Origin of the sequence: Paracoccus wurundjeri (assembly GCF_030678915.1) — a bacterium.
In the GTDB taxonomy this organism is placed as follows: Bacteria; Pseudomonadota; Alphaproteobacteria; order Rhodobacterales; family Rhodobacteraceae; genus Paracoccus; species Paracoccus onubensis_A.
Genome location: NZ_JAUUTZ010000009.1, coordinates 75989 through 92663, shown reverse-complemented (window position 1 = coordinate 92663; position 16675 = coordinate 75989). Strand labels below are relative to the sequence as shown.

Genomic DNA, 16675 nt, shown 5'->3' with positions numbered 1-16675 from the left:
GTGATATAGTGCTGCCACTGCCACGAAAAATGAAAGGAGTACGCCATGAAACGTCTGAGCTTCGCCGTGGCCTTCGCCGCATTCGCTGCCAGCCCCGCCCTTGCCTTCCACTGCCCCCAGGATATGAGCGAAATCGACGCCGCGCTGGAAACCGCTTCGCTCTCGGAAGCCGATCTGGCAAAGGTGGAAGAATTGCGCGCCCTCGGAGAGACAGAGCATGATGCCGGCAATCATCAGGCTGCGGTTGACGCACTCGCCGAAGCGAAAGAAATCCTTGGTCTTTGAACCAGTTCGTCAGCCGAATTCGGCTGACGAATGATGAATATCAGGGCAAGTCGGGTTAAGATGGGTCTGATATCGCCCTCTTCCGATGCAATGCCATGTATTGTGCCTGTAAAGTCGCCCCGGGCCTTCAGCAGTTGCGGCGGCAATACCGGCAGATAGGCGAGACGCATACCCTTCCATCGCGCCAATTTACAGAATGGATGGCGCGACATCTGATGCTCTGATGGAACCTTGAGGACTGCCAGCCGGTTTCCCTTTCATCCTGATCAGGAGAAATGCAGATGGCCCGCAAAGCCCGAAACCGTGATCACGACGATGAACAGCGCATCCCCGGACAACCTGCGCAAGAACGGAAAACATATCCTGAAGGCATGGAGCGCGAGCGAAAGCAGCCCGCCGATGGAAAGGACAAGCCTCGCCCACCGGATCCGGACGATAAATGATGGATACAGGCCCGGAAACGAGGCATGTCCGTGAGGGATAGGCACCGGGGAAGGATTTTGCGCGTGGCAGAGATCGACGCGGGTAGAGTTTTCTCTGGGGCCATAGCGACATCCGAAACGTGATTAGCTAATGTCCGCTTTGGCCGAACGCTCTGACTCCAAATGACGACGCTCCGACTTCGCGCCGGTTTGCAAACCGCACTTTGAGTTGTCGAAGACGGTCGCTAGAATCCCTTTTTCCTGCGCGAACTAACTGCCAATTTCTCAACTAACTCACCAGTGATAGGCTTACTTATCGAGAACGTAACTCCGGTCTTGGTTGCCTTGAGTTTCAAAGAAGCGATCTCGTCGGCATGGGCAGCGATTGCACCCGGGTCAACATATAGACCACATTGTTTGCTAAAGGCAGCATAGCCCGCGATGATCGTTCCTTCGATCTGAAATCCGGGCATATCGTACTTAACGACTTCTTCGGCATCTGGCAGCGCCCGTGATAGCTGCGCACGCAGTTGACCCAACATGGCGCGAAACTGCTCCGGTGCGGCGGCTATATAAGCGTCATGGTTCTTCATCATGCTGACAATATGCCGTCCGGCATGTTCGAAGACAACCAATGAGGCGCTAAAGCACTTGATGCAGTTGTGTTTCTCAACGCTCCGAATATACCGATTGCCGGCATTGGATCGTTGATGATCGAGGACAGCTTCGTTCCGCAAAGCTCCGCTCACATATAACCCATCCTACGCTCCAACACGGCCACATGAGCGCCAGCCAGTCGCTTGGCGCTCCTCCAGCAACAACCGCGCTACCCGCCACTTTCGCCGGTCAGATCGCTGCGCAGGCGCCGCAGCACGTCGCGCATCATGTCCAGATCCGCATCGTCAAGCTGGGCGAACAGGCGGTCAATCGTGGCGCGGTGCCTGACCGCCAAGGCCTCGAATTGCGCCACCCCCTTGGGCGTCAGGATCACGGTGACGCGGCGACGGTCCGCGTCGGAATGAATACGCCGCACCAGCCCGTCGCGGACCAGACGATCCACCACCGCCGTCGCATTGCCATTCGAAATCAGCAGGGTCCGCGACAGTTCCGTCATGCTCAGCCCGTCGCGGCGTCTGTGCAGCGTCGCCATGACGTCAAAGCGCGGCAAGGTCGTGTCATGGTCGACGCGCAGAAACTCGCGAAGCTGGTTCTCGACCAGCCGGGTGACGCCAAGCATCCGAATCCACAGCTTCAGCCGCCGCACGGCCAGGGCGCCATCGTCTGACGAAGCGAAATCTTGCTTTTCGTCCGGTTGCTTACCTTCGAGCATGCGATCCTCTTTTCTTCGCAGAACAAGGTTTCACGTCGGGCCGAAAACTTTCAAGGCGAAAACGTCTTCAGCATGCCAACATCGCCTGCGGCCCATAATTACTTCAAGCTTAAAATTTTTTAGTTGAAATAACCAGCCCTCTCTTCTACTTTTCCCCGGCAGCATGAACAGGAGGCGGAGGATCATGGCGATGCGCGTGGCGTGTATAGGCGGCGGCCCGTCCGGGCTTTATTTCGCGATCTCGCTGAAGCTGCGCCAACCCGAATCAGAGGTCGTGGTGATCGAGCGCAACCGCCCCGATGATACATTCGGCTGGGGCGTCGTGCTGTCCGATGAAACGCTGGACAATCTGCATCGCAACGATCCGAAAAGTGCCGCGGAAATTCGCGCTCATTTCGCGTATTGGGACGATATCGCCGTTCATTACCGGGGCGAAAAACTGGTTTCCACCGGACATGGTTTCTGCGGAATCGGGCGCAAGAAGCTGTTATTGCTGTTGCAGGAACGTGCACGGGAGCTGGGCGTCGAGCTGCGCTTCGAAACCGAGGTGGAAAGCGCCGCCGATTATGCGCGCGACTACGATCTGGTCGTGGCCTGCGACGGCGTGAACTCCCGGATCCGTCAGGAATATGCCGCACAGTTCAAGCCCGATATCGATCTGCGCGCCTGCAAATTCGTCTGGCTTGGCACCCATCAGAAATTCGACGACGCATTTACCTTTATCTTCGAGGAAACCGACAAGGGCTGGCTTTGGGCCCATGCCTATCAGTTCGACGAGGATACCGCGACCTTCATCGTCGAAACCGATCAGGCCACATGGGACGCCTATGGCTTCGGCGAGATGAGCCAGCAGGAAAGCATCGCCATTTGTGAAAAGATTTTCCAAAAACATCTGAACGGGCGCAGCCTGATGACCAATGCCGGCCATATCCGTGGCTCGGCATGGTTGAACTTCCCGCGCGTGCTTTGCGAGAAATGGCATCATGAGAATATCGTGCTGATGGGCGATGCCTCGGCCAGCGCGCATTTTTCCATCGGATCGGGCACCAAGCTGGCACTGGAAAGCGCCATTGCGCTTGCCGATTACGTGACCTCGCAGCCTGACCTGGAACAGGCTTTCCGGCTGTATCAGGACGAGCGGCGGCTGGAGGTGCTGCGCCTGCAATCTGCGGCACGCAACTCTCTGGAATGGTTCGAGGATGTGCATCGCTATCTGCGTCTTGATCCCGTGCAGTTCAACTATTCGCTGCTGACCCGGTCGCAGCGGATCAGTCACGAAAACCTGCGTCTGCGCGATCCCGAATGGCTGAAAGATGCGGAACGCTGGTTTCAGACCCATGCGGGCGGGCCGGAAACGCCAGTTCGCGCGCCGATGTTCGCACCCTTCAAGCTGCGCGACCTGAGATTGAAGAACCGGATCGTTCTGTCGCCCATGGCGCAATACAAGGCAAAGGATGGCTGCCCGACCGACTGGCATCTTGTGCATTTGGGCGAGCGGGCGAAGGGCGGCGCCGGGCTGATCTTTACCGAGATGACATGCGTCAGTGCGCAAGGCCGGATCACACCGGGATGTCCGGGCCTCTATGCCGCTGAACATGAAGCGAAATGGCGGCAGATCGTGGATTTCATCCACGAAGAAACCGCAGCGAAGATCTGTTGCCAGATCGGCCATTCGGGCCGCAAGGGCTCGACTCAGCTGGGCTGGCAGAAAATGGATGCGCCGCTTGAGGCGGATAACTGGGAACTGCTGTCGGCATCGGCGATCCCATGGTCCGGCAACAACCAGACCCCGCGCGAGATGACCCGGGAAGATATGGACCGGGTCCGCGACGAATTCGTGGCCGCGACCCGGATGGCGGAACGCGCCGGTTTCGACATGATCGAACTACATGCCGCGCATGGATATCTCGTGTCGTCCTTCATTTCGCCCCTGTCCAATATCCGGCAGGACGAATATGGCGGATCACTGGAAAACCGGATGCGCTATCCGCTGGAACTGTTCCGCGCGATGCGTGAGGTCTGGCCCGGGGACAAGCCCATGTCGGTCAGGATATCGGCGAATGACTGGGTTGGCGAGGATGGCGTGACCCCGGAAGAAGCCGTCGCCATCGCCCGCGCCTTCAACGACGCGGGGGCGGATATCATCGACGTTTCCGCCGGGCAGACATCGACGCAGGCAAGGCCCGTCTATGGCCGGATGTTCCAGACGCCGTTCTCGGATCGGATTCGCAACGAAACCGGTATCGCAACCATGGCGGTTGGCAATATTTACGAAGCCGATCACGCCAATTCCATCCTGATGGCTGGGCGGGCCGATCTGGTCTGTCTGGCACGACCGCATCTGGCCGATCCCTATTGGACCCTGCATGCGGCAACCGCCATCGGCGACCGGCATGAAGAATGGCCCCTGCCCTATCAGGCGGGTCGCGATCAGGCATGGCGGCTGGCCGACCGCGATACAGAGGTCACTCCGGTATGAGTATGGCGGGCAAGCATGTGGTGGTTACCGGTGGCGGATCGGGTGTCGGTGCCGAGATCGCCCGGCAATTCGCGGCGGGCGGCGCACGCGTGACAATCATGGGTCGCCGCGAGGCTCCCTTGCGTGCCATAGCGAAGGAAACCGGGGCTTTCGCCGTCACCGCTGACGTCACCGACCGCGACGAACTCGATGTCGCTCTGTCAACCGCCCGTGCAGAGAACGGCCCGATCAGCATCGCCATCGCCAATGCGGGCGCCGCGCCAAGCACCCCGTTCCGCAAGATTACGGGTGCGGATTTCAGGGCGTCGCTGGCCGTCAATCTGGAAGGCGTTTTCAATCTGTGGCAGGCCACGCATGAAGAGATGAAAACCGCCGGCTGGGGGCGGCTGATCGCCATCGCCTCGACCGCCGGGCTGAAGGGTTATCCCTATGTCGCGCCCTATTGCGCCGCCAAGCATGGAGTCATCGGGTTGACCCGGGCGCTTGCGCAGGAACTGGGGCGCAGCGGGCTGACGGTGAATGCGATCTGCCCCGGCTTTATGGACACGCCGCTATTGCAGGACTCGATCCGGACGATCATGGCCGGAACCGGCGTGGACAAGGATGCTGCGACGAAAACCCTGATCGCCGGGAACCCGCAGAAGCGCCTGATCGATGTAGCAGAGGTCGCGGGCACCGCGCTGTGGCTGTGCTCGGACGCGGCGACATCGGTGAACGGTCACGCGCTTAGCCTGTCGGGGGGTGAGGTGTGAGGGAGGTGGTAGGACTCGGGGTCAATAGGCCGCCCTTGGTCTCGACAACCGAGAGAAGCCGCGCAGTGCCCGGCCGCGGATGGGCGCAGGCGCGGTTGTGGTCGGCACTTTATGGTGAAACCCCGAACGACGCCCGACCCGCCGAATTAACGTCACCCAAGCGCCCGTCCGTGGGAGCGGCGGGGCGCCGCGCGGCGGGCCTCCGGCCCTCGATTCCGCGCCGGGATATAGCGGTGCGCCCAAGGATGCCTGCCAAGTCCGAAACGATCCAAAAAGGAAACAGCCATGCGAAGTGACGTTCAGCATTTCAAATGCCGTATCGAGGACGGCATCGCCCATCTTGCGCTTGACCGGCCCGAACGCAAGAACCCGCTGACCTTCGACAGCTATGCCGAGCTGCGCGACTGGTTCCGCGATCTGCATTATTCCGACGATATCCGCGCCGTGGTCTTTGCCCCCAATGGCGGCAATTTCAGTTCCGGCGGGGATGTGCATGACATCATCGGCCCGCTGACGGGCATGAGCATGAAAGATCTGCTGAGCTTCACCCGAATGACGGGGGATCTGGTCAAGGCCATGGTGAATTGCGGCAAGCCGATCATCGCCGCCGTCGACGGTATTTGCGCCGGTGCGGGCGCGATCATCGCCATGGCCTCGGATCTGCGCATCGCCACGCCCGAGGCGAAGACCGCATTTTTGTTCACCCGCGTCGGGCTTGCTGGTTGCGATATGGGGGCCTGCGCCATCCTGCCCCGGATCATCGGACAGGGACGCGCGGCGGAACTGCTTTACACCGGACGCGCGATGAGCGCCGAGGAAGGCGCGGCATGGGGATTCTACAACCGCGTGGTCGCCGCCGATGCATTGGAGGCCGAAGCGACGGAAATGGCCCGGCGCATCGCGGCAGGCCCCAATTTCGCGCATATGATGACCAAGACGATGCTGGCACAGGAATGGGCAATGTCCATCGAGCAGGCCATCGAGGCCGAGGCGCAGGCGCAGGCGATTTGCATGCAAACCGAGGATTTCACCCGCGCCTACAACGCCTTTGTCGCCAAGGGCAAACCGGTATTCGAGGGCAACTGATGGCGGATCGCAGCTTTCTTGACTGGCCGTTTTTCGAACCGCATCACCGCGATTTCGCGGAAGAACTGGACGAATGGGCAAGCCGCAACCTTACGGGCATCGACCATAGCGACACCGACAGCACCTGCCGCAAACTGGTCGCAGAACTGGGTGGGGCCGGTTGGCTGGACCATACCGCAAGCTTTGACGCCACGCCTCTGGATGTGCGAAAACTGGCCCTTTCGCGCGAGATACTGGCCCGGCATGACGGGCTGGCGGATTTCTCCTTCGCGATGCAGGGGTTGGGAACCGGGGCGATCTCGCTTTTCGGCACGGCCGAGCAAAAGCAGCGATGGTTGCCCCTGACCACGACAGGCCGCGCGATATCCGCATTCGCCCTGACCGAGCCGCAATCGGGCTCCGATGTCGCGAATTCGACCATGACCGCCACGAAGGACGGCAACGATTATATCCTGAACGGCGAGAAAACATGGATTTCGAATGGCGGAATCGCCGATCTCTACACGGTGTTCGCCCGCACCGGCGAAGCGCCGGGGGCAAAGGGGTTGTCCGCCTTTATCGTCACCCCCGACATGCCCGGTTTCGAGGTGGTCGAACGGTTACAAGTCATGGCCCCGCATCCGCTGGCCCGGCTGCGCTTTTCCGATCTGCGCCTGCCCGCTTCGGCCATGATCGGCGCGCCGGGGCAGGGGTTCAAACTTGCGATGTCGGTTCTGGACGTCTTCCGCACCACGGTTGCCGCCGCCGCGCTTGGCTTTGCCCGCCGCGCGCTGGATGAATCCGTAGCCCGTGTGACCGAGCGCCATATCGCGGGCAAACCGCTTGCTGATATGCAGATGGTACAGGCGCATATCGCCGATATGGCCGTGGATGTGGATGCAAGCGCGCTGCTGATCTATCGCGCCGCATGGCTCAAGGATCAGGGTGCGGCGCGGGTCAGCCGAGAGGCGGCGATGGCCAAGCTGTTCTCGACCGATCAGGCCCAGCAGGTGATTGACCGCGCCGTGCAGTTGCATGGCGGCGATGGCGTGCGCAGCGGCCAGAAGGTCGAGGCGCTTTACCGCGATATCCGCGCCCTGCGCATCTATGAGGGCGCCTCTGACGTGCAACGGATCATCATCGCGCGGCAGGTTTTGGATCAACTGAGGGGGAGTTGACGATGTCTGGCTATACAGCCCATATCGATACATTCACGCGGGACAATCTGCCGCCGCCCAAGGCGCAGCCGGATTTCCTGCTGGCCGGATTCGACTATCCCGAGAAACTGAATATCGGCGTGGAACTGACCGATCGCATGGTCGAGCGCGGCTTTGGCGACCACACCGCCCTGATCGGAAACGGCCGCCGCCGCACCTATAAGGAACTGGCGGACTGGACCAACCGGCTGGCCCATGTACTGGTCGAGGATCTGGGTGTCAGGCCGGGCAATCGCGTGCTGGTCCGTTCGGCCAACAATCCGGCCATGGTCGCAGTCTGGCTGGCAGCCACGAAAGCCGGCGCAGTGGTCGTCAATACCATGCCCATGCTGCGGGCGGGAGAATTGGCCAAGATCGTGGACAAGGCTCAGGTCACCCATGCGCTTTGCGACACCAGGCTGATGGATGAAATGGTCAGCTGCGCGAAAACTTCGGATCATCTGAAATCGGTGGTTGGCTTTGACGGCACCCTGAACCACGATGCGGAACTCGACCGGCTGGCGCTTGAAAAGCCCGTCAGCTTCGATGCCGTCCAGACCTCGCGCGACGATGTGGCTCTGCTTGGCTTTACCTCGGGCACCACGGGCAAACCCAAGGCAACGGCGCATTATCATCGCGATCTGCTGATTATCGCGGATGGCTATGCGAAGGAAGTCCTTGGCGTAACACCGGATGATATCTTTGTCGGCTCTCCGCCTTTGGCATTTACCTTTGGTCTGGGCGGGCTGGCGGTGTTTCCCCTGCGCTTCGGGGCAACGGCAACGCTTCTGGAAACCGCGTCGCCGCCCAATATGATCGAGATCATCGAGAAGTTCCGCGCCACGGTCTGCTTTACCGCCCCCACGGCCTACCGCGCCATGCTGCGGGCCATGGATGAGGGCGCGGATCTGTCCAGCCTGCGCGCCGCAGTCTCGGCGGGCGAGACCCTTCCGCGCCCGGTTTACGAAGAATGGATGGCCAAGACCGGCAAGCCCATGCTGGACGGGATCGGCTCTACCGAGATGCTGCATATCTTCATCTCGAACCGTTTCGACGATCACCGCCCCGCATGTACCGGGCGACCCGTCAGCGGATATGAGGCGAAAATCGTCGATGACGCGGGCAAACCCGTTCCTGCCGGAGAACCCGGGCGGCTGGCGGTACGCGGCCCGACCGGATGCCGCTATCTGGCCGATGACCGGCAGGCGGATTACGTGCAGGACGGCTGGAACATCACCGGCGATACCTTCGTGATGGACGAGGACGGCTACCTGCATTTCGCCGCCCGCAGCGACGATATGATCGTTTCCGCAGGCTACAATATCGCCGGACCCGAGGTGGAAGCGGCGCTTCTCTCGCATCCCGCCGTTGTCGAATGCGCGGTGGTGGCCGCGCCCGATGACGAACGTGGTCAGATCGTTCAGGCACATGTCGTCCTGTCCGAGGGACAGGCAGGCGACGAAAATATGGTCAAGCTGCTGCAGGCGCATGTGAAAGCGGAAATCGCGCCCTATAAATATCCCCGCTCGATCAAATTCATCACCGCGCTTCCGAAAACGGAATCAGGCAAAATTCAGCGTTTCCGATTGCGCGACGGGCAGGGTTGATGACTCTCCGCACCGATATCACCATTCCCGGCCACGCATTCCTGCGGGACGAGAAGATATTGTTCCGCCATTGCGACCCGGCGGGGATCGTTTTCTATCCCCGCTATTTCGAGATGATGAATGACACGGTCGAAGCATTCTTCGATCATATCGGCCACCCGTTCGAAAAACTCCATCACGACGGCGCGGTCCCGACGGCGCAGCTTGAAGCGCGTTTCACGCACCCGTCGCGGCATGGCGACAGGCTGCGCTTTGCGCTGTGGCTGGCGCGGCTGGGCAAGACAAGCGCGCATATGCGGGTCACCGCGCATGCGGGCGGGGAACCCCGGATGATATTCCGCTCGGCGCTGGTTCTGGTGGACGCAGAGGGCCACCCCTGCCCCTGGCCCAAGGATATCCGCCGCGATCTCATGCCATATCTACAGAATGAGGAAGAATAGATGGGACATAGCTTTATCACCCCCGAAAACTGGGCCGCGCCCAAAGGCTATGCCAATGGCGTATTGACCCGGGACCGGCAGCTTTTCGTTGGCGGCCAGATCGGCTGGAACGAACGGCAGGAATTCGAAAGCAGCGATTTCATCGGCCAGATGGAACAGGCCCTGCGCAATGTCATGGCAATCGTCGAAGCGGCCGGCGGATCCGCGCAGGATATCACCCGCCTGACATGGTATGTCACCGACAAGGCCGAATATCTTGCCCGCCAGAAAGAAGTGGGCGAAGTTTATCGCAAGGTTCTGGGCCGGCATTTCCCGGCGATGACGATGGTCGTGGTGGCGGCCCTGATCGAGGATCAGGCCCTGATCGAGATCGAGGCGACAGCGGTTCTGGCCGATTGACGGACAGGGCCGGGCAAGGGGGGAAGCGGATGAAAATACTGATCGCAGGGGGCGGCATCGGTGGCCTGACACTGGCCCTGATGCTGCATGAGCGCGGGATCGATGCGCGGATCTTCGAACAATCGCGCGAAATCCGTGAATTGGGGGTCGGCATCAACACCCTGCCCCATGCGATTGCGGAACTGGAGCGGCTGGGCCTTCTTCCCGCGCTTGACGCGGTGGCGGTGCGCACGCGGCGGCTGATCTACAAGACCGGGCGCGGGCAGGATATCGTGGCGCAGCCGCGCGGAACATGGGCGGGGCTGAATTCGCCGCAATTCTCGATCCATCGCGGCAGGTTGCAGAAAACCATCCATGACGCGGTTCTGGACCGGCTTGGCCCGGATGCGGTCAGCGGCGACCGGCGGCTTGTCTCGTTCGAGCAATCCGCCGAACAGGTCACCGCATGGTTCGAATCTCGCGACGGATCGCGCTTCCAGGAAACCGGCGATGTGCTGATCGGGGCCGATGGCATTCATTCGGTGGTGCGCGGCAGTTTCTATCCCGATCAGGGGGCGCCGCAATGGAACGGTGTCCTGATGTGGCGCGGCGCCGTCTGGTGGCCGCGTTTCCTTGACGGCGCGTCGATGATCGTGGCGGGCGGGATGAGGCACAAGCTGGTGCTGTACCCGATCGCCCATGATCCTGACCGGCCCGGTGAGGCATTGACCAACTGGGTTGTGTGTTCCCGGCTGGGCGACGGTTCGGCCCCGATCCCCACGCGCGAGGACTGGTCGCGCAAGGCCCCTGCGGAAGAGGCGCTGCGGATGGCCAAAGGGCATCTGTCTGTTCCCGAACTGGATATCACGGATCTGATCCGCGCGACCGAAGATATCTTCGTCTACCCGATGTGCGACCGCGACGCCCTGCCCCGCTGGTCGCATGGGCGGGTTACGCTTCTGGGCGACGCCGCGCATCCCATGTATCCGGTTGGCTCGAACGGCGCGAGCCAGGCGATCCTTGACGCCCGCGATCTGGCCGACCGGCTGGCGCAGGGCGGCGATGTCATTCAGGCGCTGGAGGCCTATGACGCGAAACGCCGACCGGCGACGGCGGCGATCGTCGCGGCCAACCGCTCGGGCGGGCCGGAAGGCGTGATCGATTTCGTCGAGAACCGCGCGCCGGATGGGTTTGCCGATATTCACGACATCGCCACCCCCGAAGAGCTTCGGGCCATCGTCGGGGATTACGAAACGCTGGCGGGATTTGCCGCGCCGGAAGCGGACGGCTGAAGAAACGGGAAACCGCGAAGCCCCATATGGATGACGGCTGCGGGGCGACCGGGATTGAGGTTTTTTTGCCTCCGGCGATCGCTGGGGGATTTTGCATCCCCCAGACCCCCGGCAAGGTATTTGAACAAAGAAGAAATATCGGTGTGCCGGCCGGGGTAGCGGGCGGCGGGCGACAGCGTCCTGTATTGTGGATAAGGGGCCGCGGGAAAACACCACGGCCACGGTTTCCGTCATCGGGCGGTATTGCGCTCAGCCCGGAGGCGGAAGGAAATCCACGTCATGCTCGGCCGAGATACGGACCAGTTCCTGCGGATCGGTGACGCCGTCCAGTCTGCCGAACAGCTCGAACAGCCTGCCGGTCGGCGCGACCCCGAAGGTGCAGCTTGCCGTCTTGCCCGAGCGGTTGAAGATTCCATGCGCGATGCCTTTGGGCATGAACACGGTATCCCCAGGTCCGGCGGAATGTTTTTCCGCGCCGAACTCGATTTCAAGGTGACCTTCCAGCACATATATCCATTCGTCCTGCAACGGATGGATATGCGGCGGCACGAAAGTATCCGCCGGAATAACCGCATGCCAGATGAAGGCGTTTTCAGAACGCAGTTTCGGCGTATAGGTCTGCCCGACGACGGTCCATGCCTTGCCGCCCAACGCATCGGCGGCCGGTGTTACTCCATGATCCATGCTGTCTTCCTCCTGTTATCGAATACATGTCAGAGATGCAGATGCCGTTCCAGCGTCGCCGCGACCTCCTGCCCCGCGGGCACCGTCGAGACGATCTCGCCCTTCTCGATGACGTAATGCCGGTCCGCCAGTTCGGTCAGCGCGTCCAGATTTTTGTCGATCAGCAGGATCGCCTCGCCCTCGGCCTTCAGCTCCGCCAGCCGCTGCCAGATTTCGGCGCGGATCAGAGGCGCAAGCCCCTCGGTCGCCTCGTCAAGGATCAGCAAGCGCGGATTGGTCATCAGGGCGCGACCGATGGCCAGCATCTGCTGCTCGCCGCCCGACAGCTGCGATCCTAGATGGCCGCGCCGTTCCTGAAGCCGGGGAAAGAATCCGTAGACCGCCGCAAGATCCCAGCGGTTGCGCCCTTCGGGCGTTCTGGCCGTGGCAAGCAGGTTCTCTTCCACCGAAAGGGTCGGGAACACCTGCCGCCCCTCGGGCACGAGCCCGATCCCGGCACGACCGATACGATATGGCGGCTGTCCGGTAAGATCCTGTCCGGCGATGCGGATTTCGCCCTGCCAGGGGCGCAACAGCCCCATGATCGCGCGAACCGTCGTCGTCTTGCCCATGCCGTTGCGGCCCAGAAGCGTGACGACCTCGCCCTGGCCGATATCCAGATCGACGCCGAACAAAACCTGAGCCGCGCCATAGCCTGCGGTGACCCCTTTCAGCGACAGCAGACTCATGCCGCGCCCTCCGGATGGTCATCGCCCAGATAGGCGGCCCGCGCTTTGGGATCGGCCCGAACCTCATCCGGTGTGCCTGTCGCGACGATTGCCCCTGCCACCAGCACCGAGACCCGGTCGGCAAGCTGGAACACCGCCTCCATGTCATGCTCGATCAGCAGGATGGGATATTCGGCCTTCAATGCCAGCAGCACCTGCGTCAGGCTGGCGCTTTCGGCGCGCCCCATACCGGCCAGCGGCTCGTCCAGCAAAAGCGCATGGGGGCGGCCCGCGATTGCGATGGCAAGCTCCAGCAGGCGCTTTTCGCCGTAGGACAGCGTACCCGCCACCATTTCCGACTTTCCCGCCAGCCCGATCCGCGACAGAGCCGAGATCGCGGCTTCGTTCAACAGCGGCTCATCCGCGACGCGGCCAAGAAAGCGGAAGCTGGATCCGGCCCGAACCTGCGCGGCAAGCGCGACATTCTCCAGCACCGTAAATTCAGGCAGGATCGAGGTAATCTGGAACGAGCGGCCCAACCCTGCCAGCGCGCGCTCAGACTGGCTGAGGCGGGTCACGTCCTGCCCCATGAAAACGATGCTTCCCGCATCCGGTTGCAGCATTCCCGACAATTGATGGATCAGCGTCGATTTTCCTGCGCCATTCGGGCCGATCAAGGCGTGACACTCGCCCCGGCGCAGTTCCAGATGAACGTCATCGGTCACGACAAGCGCACCGAAGGCTTTGCGCAAACCGGATAATTGCAGGATCGCCTCGCTCATTGCGGCCCCCTCATCCGGTCAAGCAGCCCCGCAAGCCCGCCGCGCGCGTAAAGCGCGATCAGCACCAGGAACGGGCCAAAGATCAGGCGCCAGTCATTGGTGATCGCGGAAAGGCTTTCCTCGATCAGGATGAAGCACAACGCCCCGATCAATGCGCCGTTGCGACTGGCCATCCCGCCAAGGATCACCATCACGATCAGATCGCCCGAACTTTGCCATGCCGACAAAGACGGGCTGACGAATGCGAACTGCACTGCCCACATGACCCCGGCCACCGAGGCGATAATTCCGGCGATGCAATAGGCCGCCAACTGATAGCGGCGCACCGGATAGCCCATCGAGGCCACACGGACAGGGTTTTGCCGCGCCGCGCGCAGTACTCTGCCAAAGCGCGAACCGGTGATCCGGTGGACCAGCACCCATGTCCCGATCAGCAACAGCAGGACCGTGACATATACGCCGATATCCGAGGCAAGCCATTTGCCGCCCAGAAAACCCGGCGCCGCCCACAGGGTCAGCCCGTCATCCGCACCGTATTGCGCCAGCGAACCAAGCGCGAAATAGACCATCTGGCCGAAAGCCAGCGTGATCATGATAAAGGAAACGCCCGAGGTCCGCAGACTGATTGCGCCGCTGACAAGGGCAAAGCCGCCTGCCACGGCCATGGCGACCGGCAGGATCAGGGCGATCTCGTCCACCCCCTCGGTGATCATGATCCCGCAGGTATAGGCCCCGATCGCGATAAAGGCGCTGTGCCCGAAGCTGACCAGCCCGCCATGCCCGATCAGCAGATCAAGGGATATGGCCGCGATCGCCAGCAGCATCGCCCGCACCGCGAGCGAGGTCAGCCAGCCACCGCCATAGAACTGGGCAAGAAGCGGGATCAGGGCAAGCGCCGCGAAAAGGACGAGTGTCACGATCAGCGGCATGGCGGCTGCGGTTGCCGCCTTGGCTTCCGGGTTTGTCTGCTCGCTCATCCCGTCACCTCGCGGCTTTCGGGGCGAAAAGCCCCTGTGGCCGCCAGAACAGCACCAGCGCCATCAGCACATAGATCAGCATCGAGGCAATGGCCGGGCCGACCTGATTGGCCGCCGAGGGGTTCATGATCAGCCGCAACCCGTCGATCACCAGCATCCGTCCCAGCGTATCCACCAGCCCGACCAGCAGCGCCGCAACGAAGGCGCCCCGGATCGAGCCCGCGCCGCCGATGATGATCACGACAAAAGCCACGATCAGCAGATTGTCCCCCATGCCCGGCTCGACCGCGAAGATGGGCGCGGCCATCACTCCGGCGAAACCCGCCAGCATCGCGCCGAAACCGAAGACACATAGGAACAGCCGCCGGACATCCACGCCCAGCGCGGATACCATGTCAGGCGTAGTCGCCCCTGCGCGGATCAGCATCCCGATGCGCGTGCGCGTGATCACCAGCCACAGGCCAAGCGCCACAAGCAGCCCCGCCACAATCACCGCCAGTTTATAGGCGGGATAAAGCAGCCCATCGACCAGCTTGAACGAGAAATTCAGGAATTCCGGAGGCGGAACGCTCAGCGTCGCCGGCCCGAACAGCATTTTCATGAGTTCGTTGAGAAACAGGATCACCCCGAATGTCGCCAGCACCTGACTAAGATGATCGCGGTCGTAAAGATGCCGGAACACAAGGAATTCCAGCAGCAGCCCCAGCAACAGCGCAAGCGGCAGCGCCAGGACCAGCGCGGCGACGAAATTGCCGGTCAGCCCGTAAAGGAACACCGCCAGATAGGCGCCAAGCATATATTGCACGCCATGGGCGAGATTGATGAATCCCATGACCCCGAAAACCAGCGTCAGCCCGGCGGCAATCAGGAACAGGATCACGCCAAGCTGTAGCCCGTTCAGAATCTGGAGGATGAGCAGCGTCAATGACATCAGGATTCTATCCGCAAATCGGCGGAACCGCAGCCGGTCCCGCCAGAAAGCTTACATGCTGCATTCTTCAGCCAAATTGTCGGCATAATCCTTGATGACCAGTTCACCCATCGCCGTGGCCCATTGGCCGTCTTCGCGCTTGGCAACCGATAGCTGATAGAAATCCTGCACCGGATAATGGTTGCTGTTGAAGCTGAAATCACCGCGCAACGAGGTGAAATCCGCCGCTTCAAGCGCAGCCTGCACCGCGGCCTTGTCGCTCAGGTCGCCGTCGACGGCACTGACGGCGCTGTCGATCAGCATGGCTGCGTCATAAGCCTGCATGGCATAGCCGCCCGGGACATAACCGAATTTCTCCTGGAAGGCGGCGACAAAGGCCTGGCTTGCCTCGCCCTCGAAATCCGGCGCCCAGTTTCCTGCGGCGATAAAGCCCTCTGCCGCGTCTTTCTGCGCCGGAAGGGTGGTTTCATCCGTGGTGAAAACCGACATGAACTGAACCTTGTCGGCAAGCCCGCTGTCGCGGAACTGCCCGACAAGGCGCACGCCCATGCCACCCGGAGCAAAGGCAAAGACCGCATCGGCCCCGGATGTCGCGATCCGGGCGATCTCGGCGGAATAGTCCTGACTGTTCAGCGGAACATAGGTTTCATCGACGATCTCGCCCTCGTAATGGACCCGGAAGCCTTCCAGATTATCCCGCCCGGCCTGATAATTGGGCGCAAGCATGAACACTTTTTCATAGCCTGCCTCCTGCGCGTATTTACCCATCACCTCGGCATTCTGGTTGTTCAGATACGAGGTCACGAAGAAATAGGGATTGCAGGCATTCCCCGCGAAAGTCGAAGGCCCGGCATTCGGGCTGATGAGAAAGGTTTCGGATTCGACCACGGGCCGGAAAATCGCCTGCAACATGTTCGAGAAAACCGTGCCGACGACGAAATCGACCTGCTCCTGCTCGACCAGAGAGGTTGCGGCGGAAAGCGCCACCTCTGGCTTCAGCCCGTCATCCTCGACGACCAGCTTGGCCTCCTCGCCGCCCAGTTTGCCGTCAAGATCCTCCAGAGCAAGCTTGAACCCGTCCACTGCCTGCTGGCCAAGCGCCGCAGGTGGCCCCGACAGGGTCACGATCATCCCCACCTTGATCTCGGCAGCGGCAGAACCGCCAATGCCGATTACGCCCGCCGCGACCGCTGCTCCGAGTTTTTTCATAATTTTTCTCCCTGTTGCCTGACCGAAATGCCTTCCGGCATGCGGATCCGCATGGCCAGAGCGCCTTGCAGCCAGATATGCCTGTCGTGATACCGCAGACCATTTTAGAATCATAGCTTGGGAGAATAGTGGTGGAAAA

General features: G+C 61.4%; 17 protein-coding genes. 9 read left to right on the top strand and 8 right to left on the bottom strand.

Annotation, left to right across the window (positions count from 1 at the left end; genetic code table 11):
* Positions 1–45 precede the first annotated feature (45 nt).
* Positions 46–285, top strand: coding sequence for a hypothetical protein (locus Q0601_RS10965; RefSeq protein WP_305289869.1), 240 nt, complete (start codon positions 46–48; stop codon positions 283–285).
* Between the two features lie 667 nt (positions 286–952).
* Here the strand turns inward: Q0601_RS10965 and Q0601_RS10960 are convergent.
* Together Q0601_RS10960 and Q0601_RS10955 are read right to left on the bottom strand one after the other, a co-directional pair.
* Positions 953–1456, bottom strand: coding sequence for an iron chaperone (locus Q0601_RS10960; RefSeq protein ID WP_305289868.1), 504 nt, complete (start codon positions 1454–1456; stop codon positions 953–955).
* Between the two features lie 77 nt (positions 1457–1533).
* Complete coding sequence (locus Q0601_RS10955; RefSeq protein ID WP_305289867.1) at positions 1534–2037, bottom strand: MarR family winged helix-turn-helix transcriptional regulator; 504 nt, start codon at positions 2035–2037, stop codon at positions 1534–1536.
* 190 nt (positions 2038–2227) lie between these two features.
* On the opposite strand from Q0601_RS10955, the gene Q0601_RS10950 reads away from it, so the two are divergent.
* From Q0601_RS10950 to Q0601_RS10915, 8 genes are all read left to right on the top strand, one after another.
* Entirely contained in the window at positions 2228–4516 is a 2289-nt protein-coding gene (locus Q0601_RS10950; RefSeq protein WP_305289966.1) for a bifunctional salicylyl-CoA 5-hydroxylase/oxidoreductase, read from the top strand.
* A complete protein-coding gene (locus tag Q0601_RS10945) occupies positions 4513–5268 on the top strand; it encodes an SDR family NAD(P)-dependent oxidoreductase (protein ID WP_305289866.1) in 756 nt (251 codons plus the stop codon). The genes Q0601_RS10950 and Q0601_RS10945 overlap by 4 nt, the downstream gene beginning before the upstream one ends.
* A gap of 249 nt (positions 5269–5517) precedes the next feature.
* On the top strand, positions 5518–6354 hold the full coding sequence (locus Q0601_RS10940) for an enoyl-CoA hydratase family protein (protein WP_305289965.1): 837 nt from the start codon (positions 5518–5520) through the stop codon (positions 6352–6354).
* Positions 6354–7511, top strand: a complete 1158-nt coding sequence (locus Q0601_RS10935; RefSeq protein WP_305289865.1) for an acyl-CoA dehydrogenase family protein — start codon at positions 6354–6356, stop codon at positions 7509–7511. The genes Q0601_RS10940 and Q0601_RS10935 overlap by 1 nt, the downstream gene beginning before the upstream one ends.
* Positions 7512–7513: 2 nt before the next feature.
* Positions 7514–9136 carry a benzoate-CoA ligase family protein gene (locus Q0601_RS10930; protein WP_305289864.1) on the top strand — a complete coding sequence of 541 codons (1623 nt, stop codon included), beginning with the start codon at positions 7514–7516 and terminating at the stop codon, positions 9134–9136.
* Positions 9136–9576 carry an acyl-CoA thioesterase gene (locus Q0601_RS10925; protein ID WP_305289863.1) on the top strand — a complete coding sequence of 147 codons (441 nt, stop codon included), beginning with the start codon at positions 9136–9138 and terminating at the stop codon, positions 9574–9576. Before Q0601_RS10930 ends, Q0601_RS10925 begins: the two co-directional genes overlap by 1 nt.
* Positions 9577–9975, top strand: coding sequence for a RidA family protein (locus tag Q0601_RS10920; RefSeq protein WP_305289862.1), 399 nt, complete (start codon positions 9577–9579; stop codon positions 9973–9975).
* A gap of 29 nt (positions 9976–10004) precedes the next feature.
* A complete protein-coding gene (locus Q0601_RS10915; protein WP_305289861.1) occupies positions 10005–11246 on the top strand; it encodes a flavin-dependent oxidoreductase in 1242 nt (413 codons plus the stop codon).
* 249 nt (positions 11247–11495) lie between these two features.
* Here Q0601_RS10915 and Q0601_RS10910 read toward each other — a convergent pair whose 3' ends face one another.
* Genes Q0601_RS10910 through Q0601_RS10885 form a run of 6 tightly spaced genes read right to left on the bottom strand, consistent with a single transcriptional unit; the run spans position 11496 to position 16536 of the window.
* The gene (locus Q0601_RS10910; RefSeq protein ID WP_305289860.1) at positions 11496–11930 is read right to left on the bottom strand and encodes a cupin domain-containing protein; all 435 of its coding nucleotides are present in this window, start codon (positions 11928–11930) and stop codon (positions 11496–11498) included.
* A 29-nt stretch (positions 11931–11959) separates the two neighbouring features.
* Positions 11960–12658 carry an ABC transporter ATP-binding protein gene (locus tag Q0601_RS10905; protein ID WP_305289859.1) on the bottom strand — a complete coding sequence of 233 codons (699 nt, stop codon included), beginning with the start codon at positions 12656–12658 and terminating at the stop codon, positions 11960–11962.
* Entirely contained in the window at positions 12655–13419 is a 765-nt protein-coding gene (locus tag Q0601_RS10900) for an ABC transporter ATP-binding protein (RefSeq protein WP_305289858.1), read from the bottom strand. Before Q0601_RS10900 ends, Q0601_RS10905 begins: the two co-directional genes overlap by 4 nt.
* Positions 13416–14396 carry a branched-chain amino acid ABC transporter permease gene (locus tag Q0601_RS10895; protein ID WP_305289857.1) on the bottom strand — a complete coding sequence of 327 codons (981 nt, stop codon included), beginning with the start codon at positions 14394–14396 and terminating at the stop codon, positions 13416–13418. Before Q0601_RS10895 ends, Q0601_RS10900 begins: the two co-directional genes overlap by 4 nt.
* Positions 14397–14400: 4 nt before the next feature.
* The gene (locus Q0601_RS10890) at positions 14401–15327 is read right to left on the bottom strand and encodes a branched-chain amino acid ABC transporter permease (RefSeq protein WP_305289856.1); all 927 of its coding nucleotides are present in this window, start codon (positions 15325–15327) and stop codon (positions 14401–14403) included.
* Positions 15328–15378: 51 nt separating this feature from the next.
* The gene (locus Q0601_RS10885; RefSeq protein WP_305289855.1) at positions 15379–16536 is read right to left on the bottom strand and encodes an ABC transporter substrate-binding protein; all 1158 of its coding nucleotides are present in this window, start codon (positions 16534–16536) and stop codon (positions 15379–15381) included.
* Between the last annotated feature and the right edge of the window lie 139 nt (positions 16537–16675).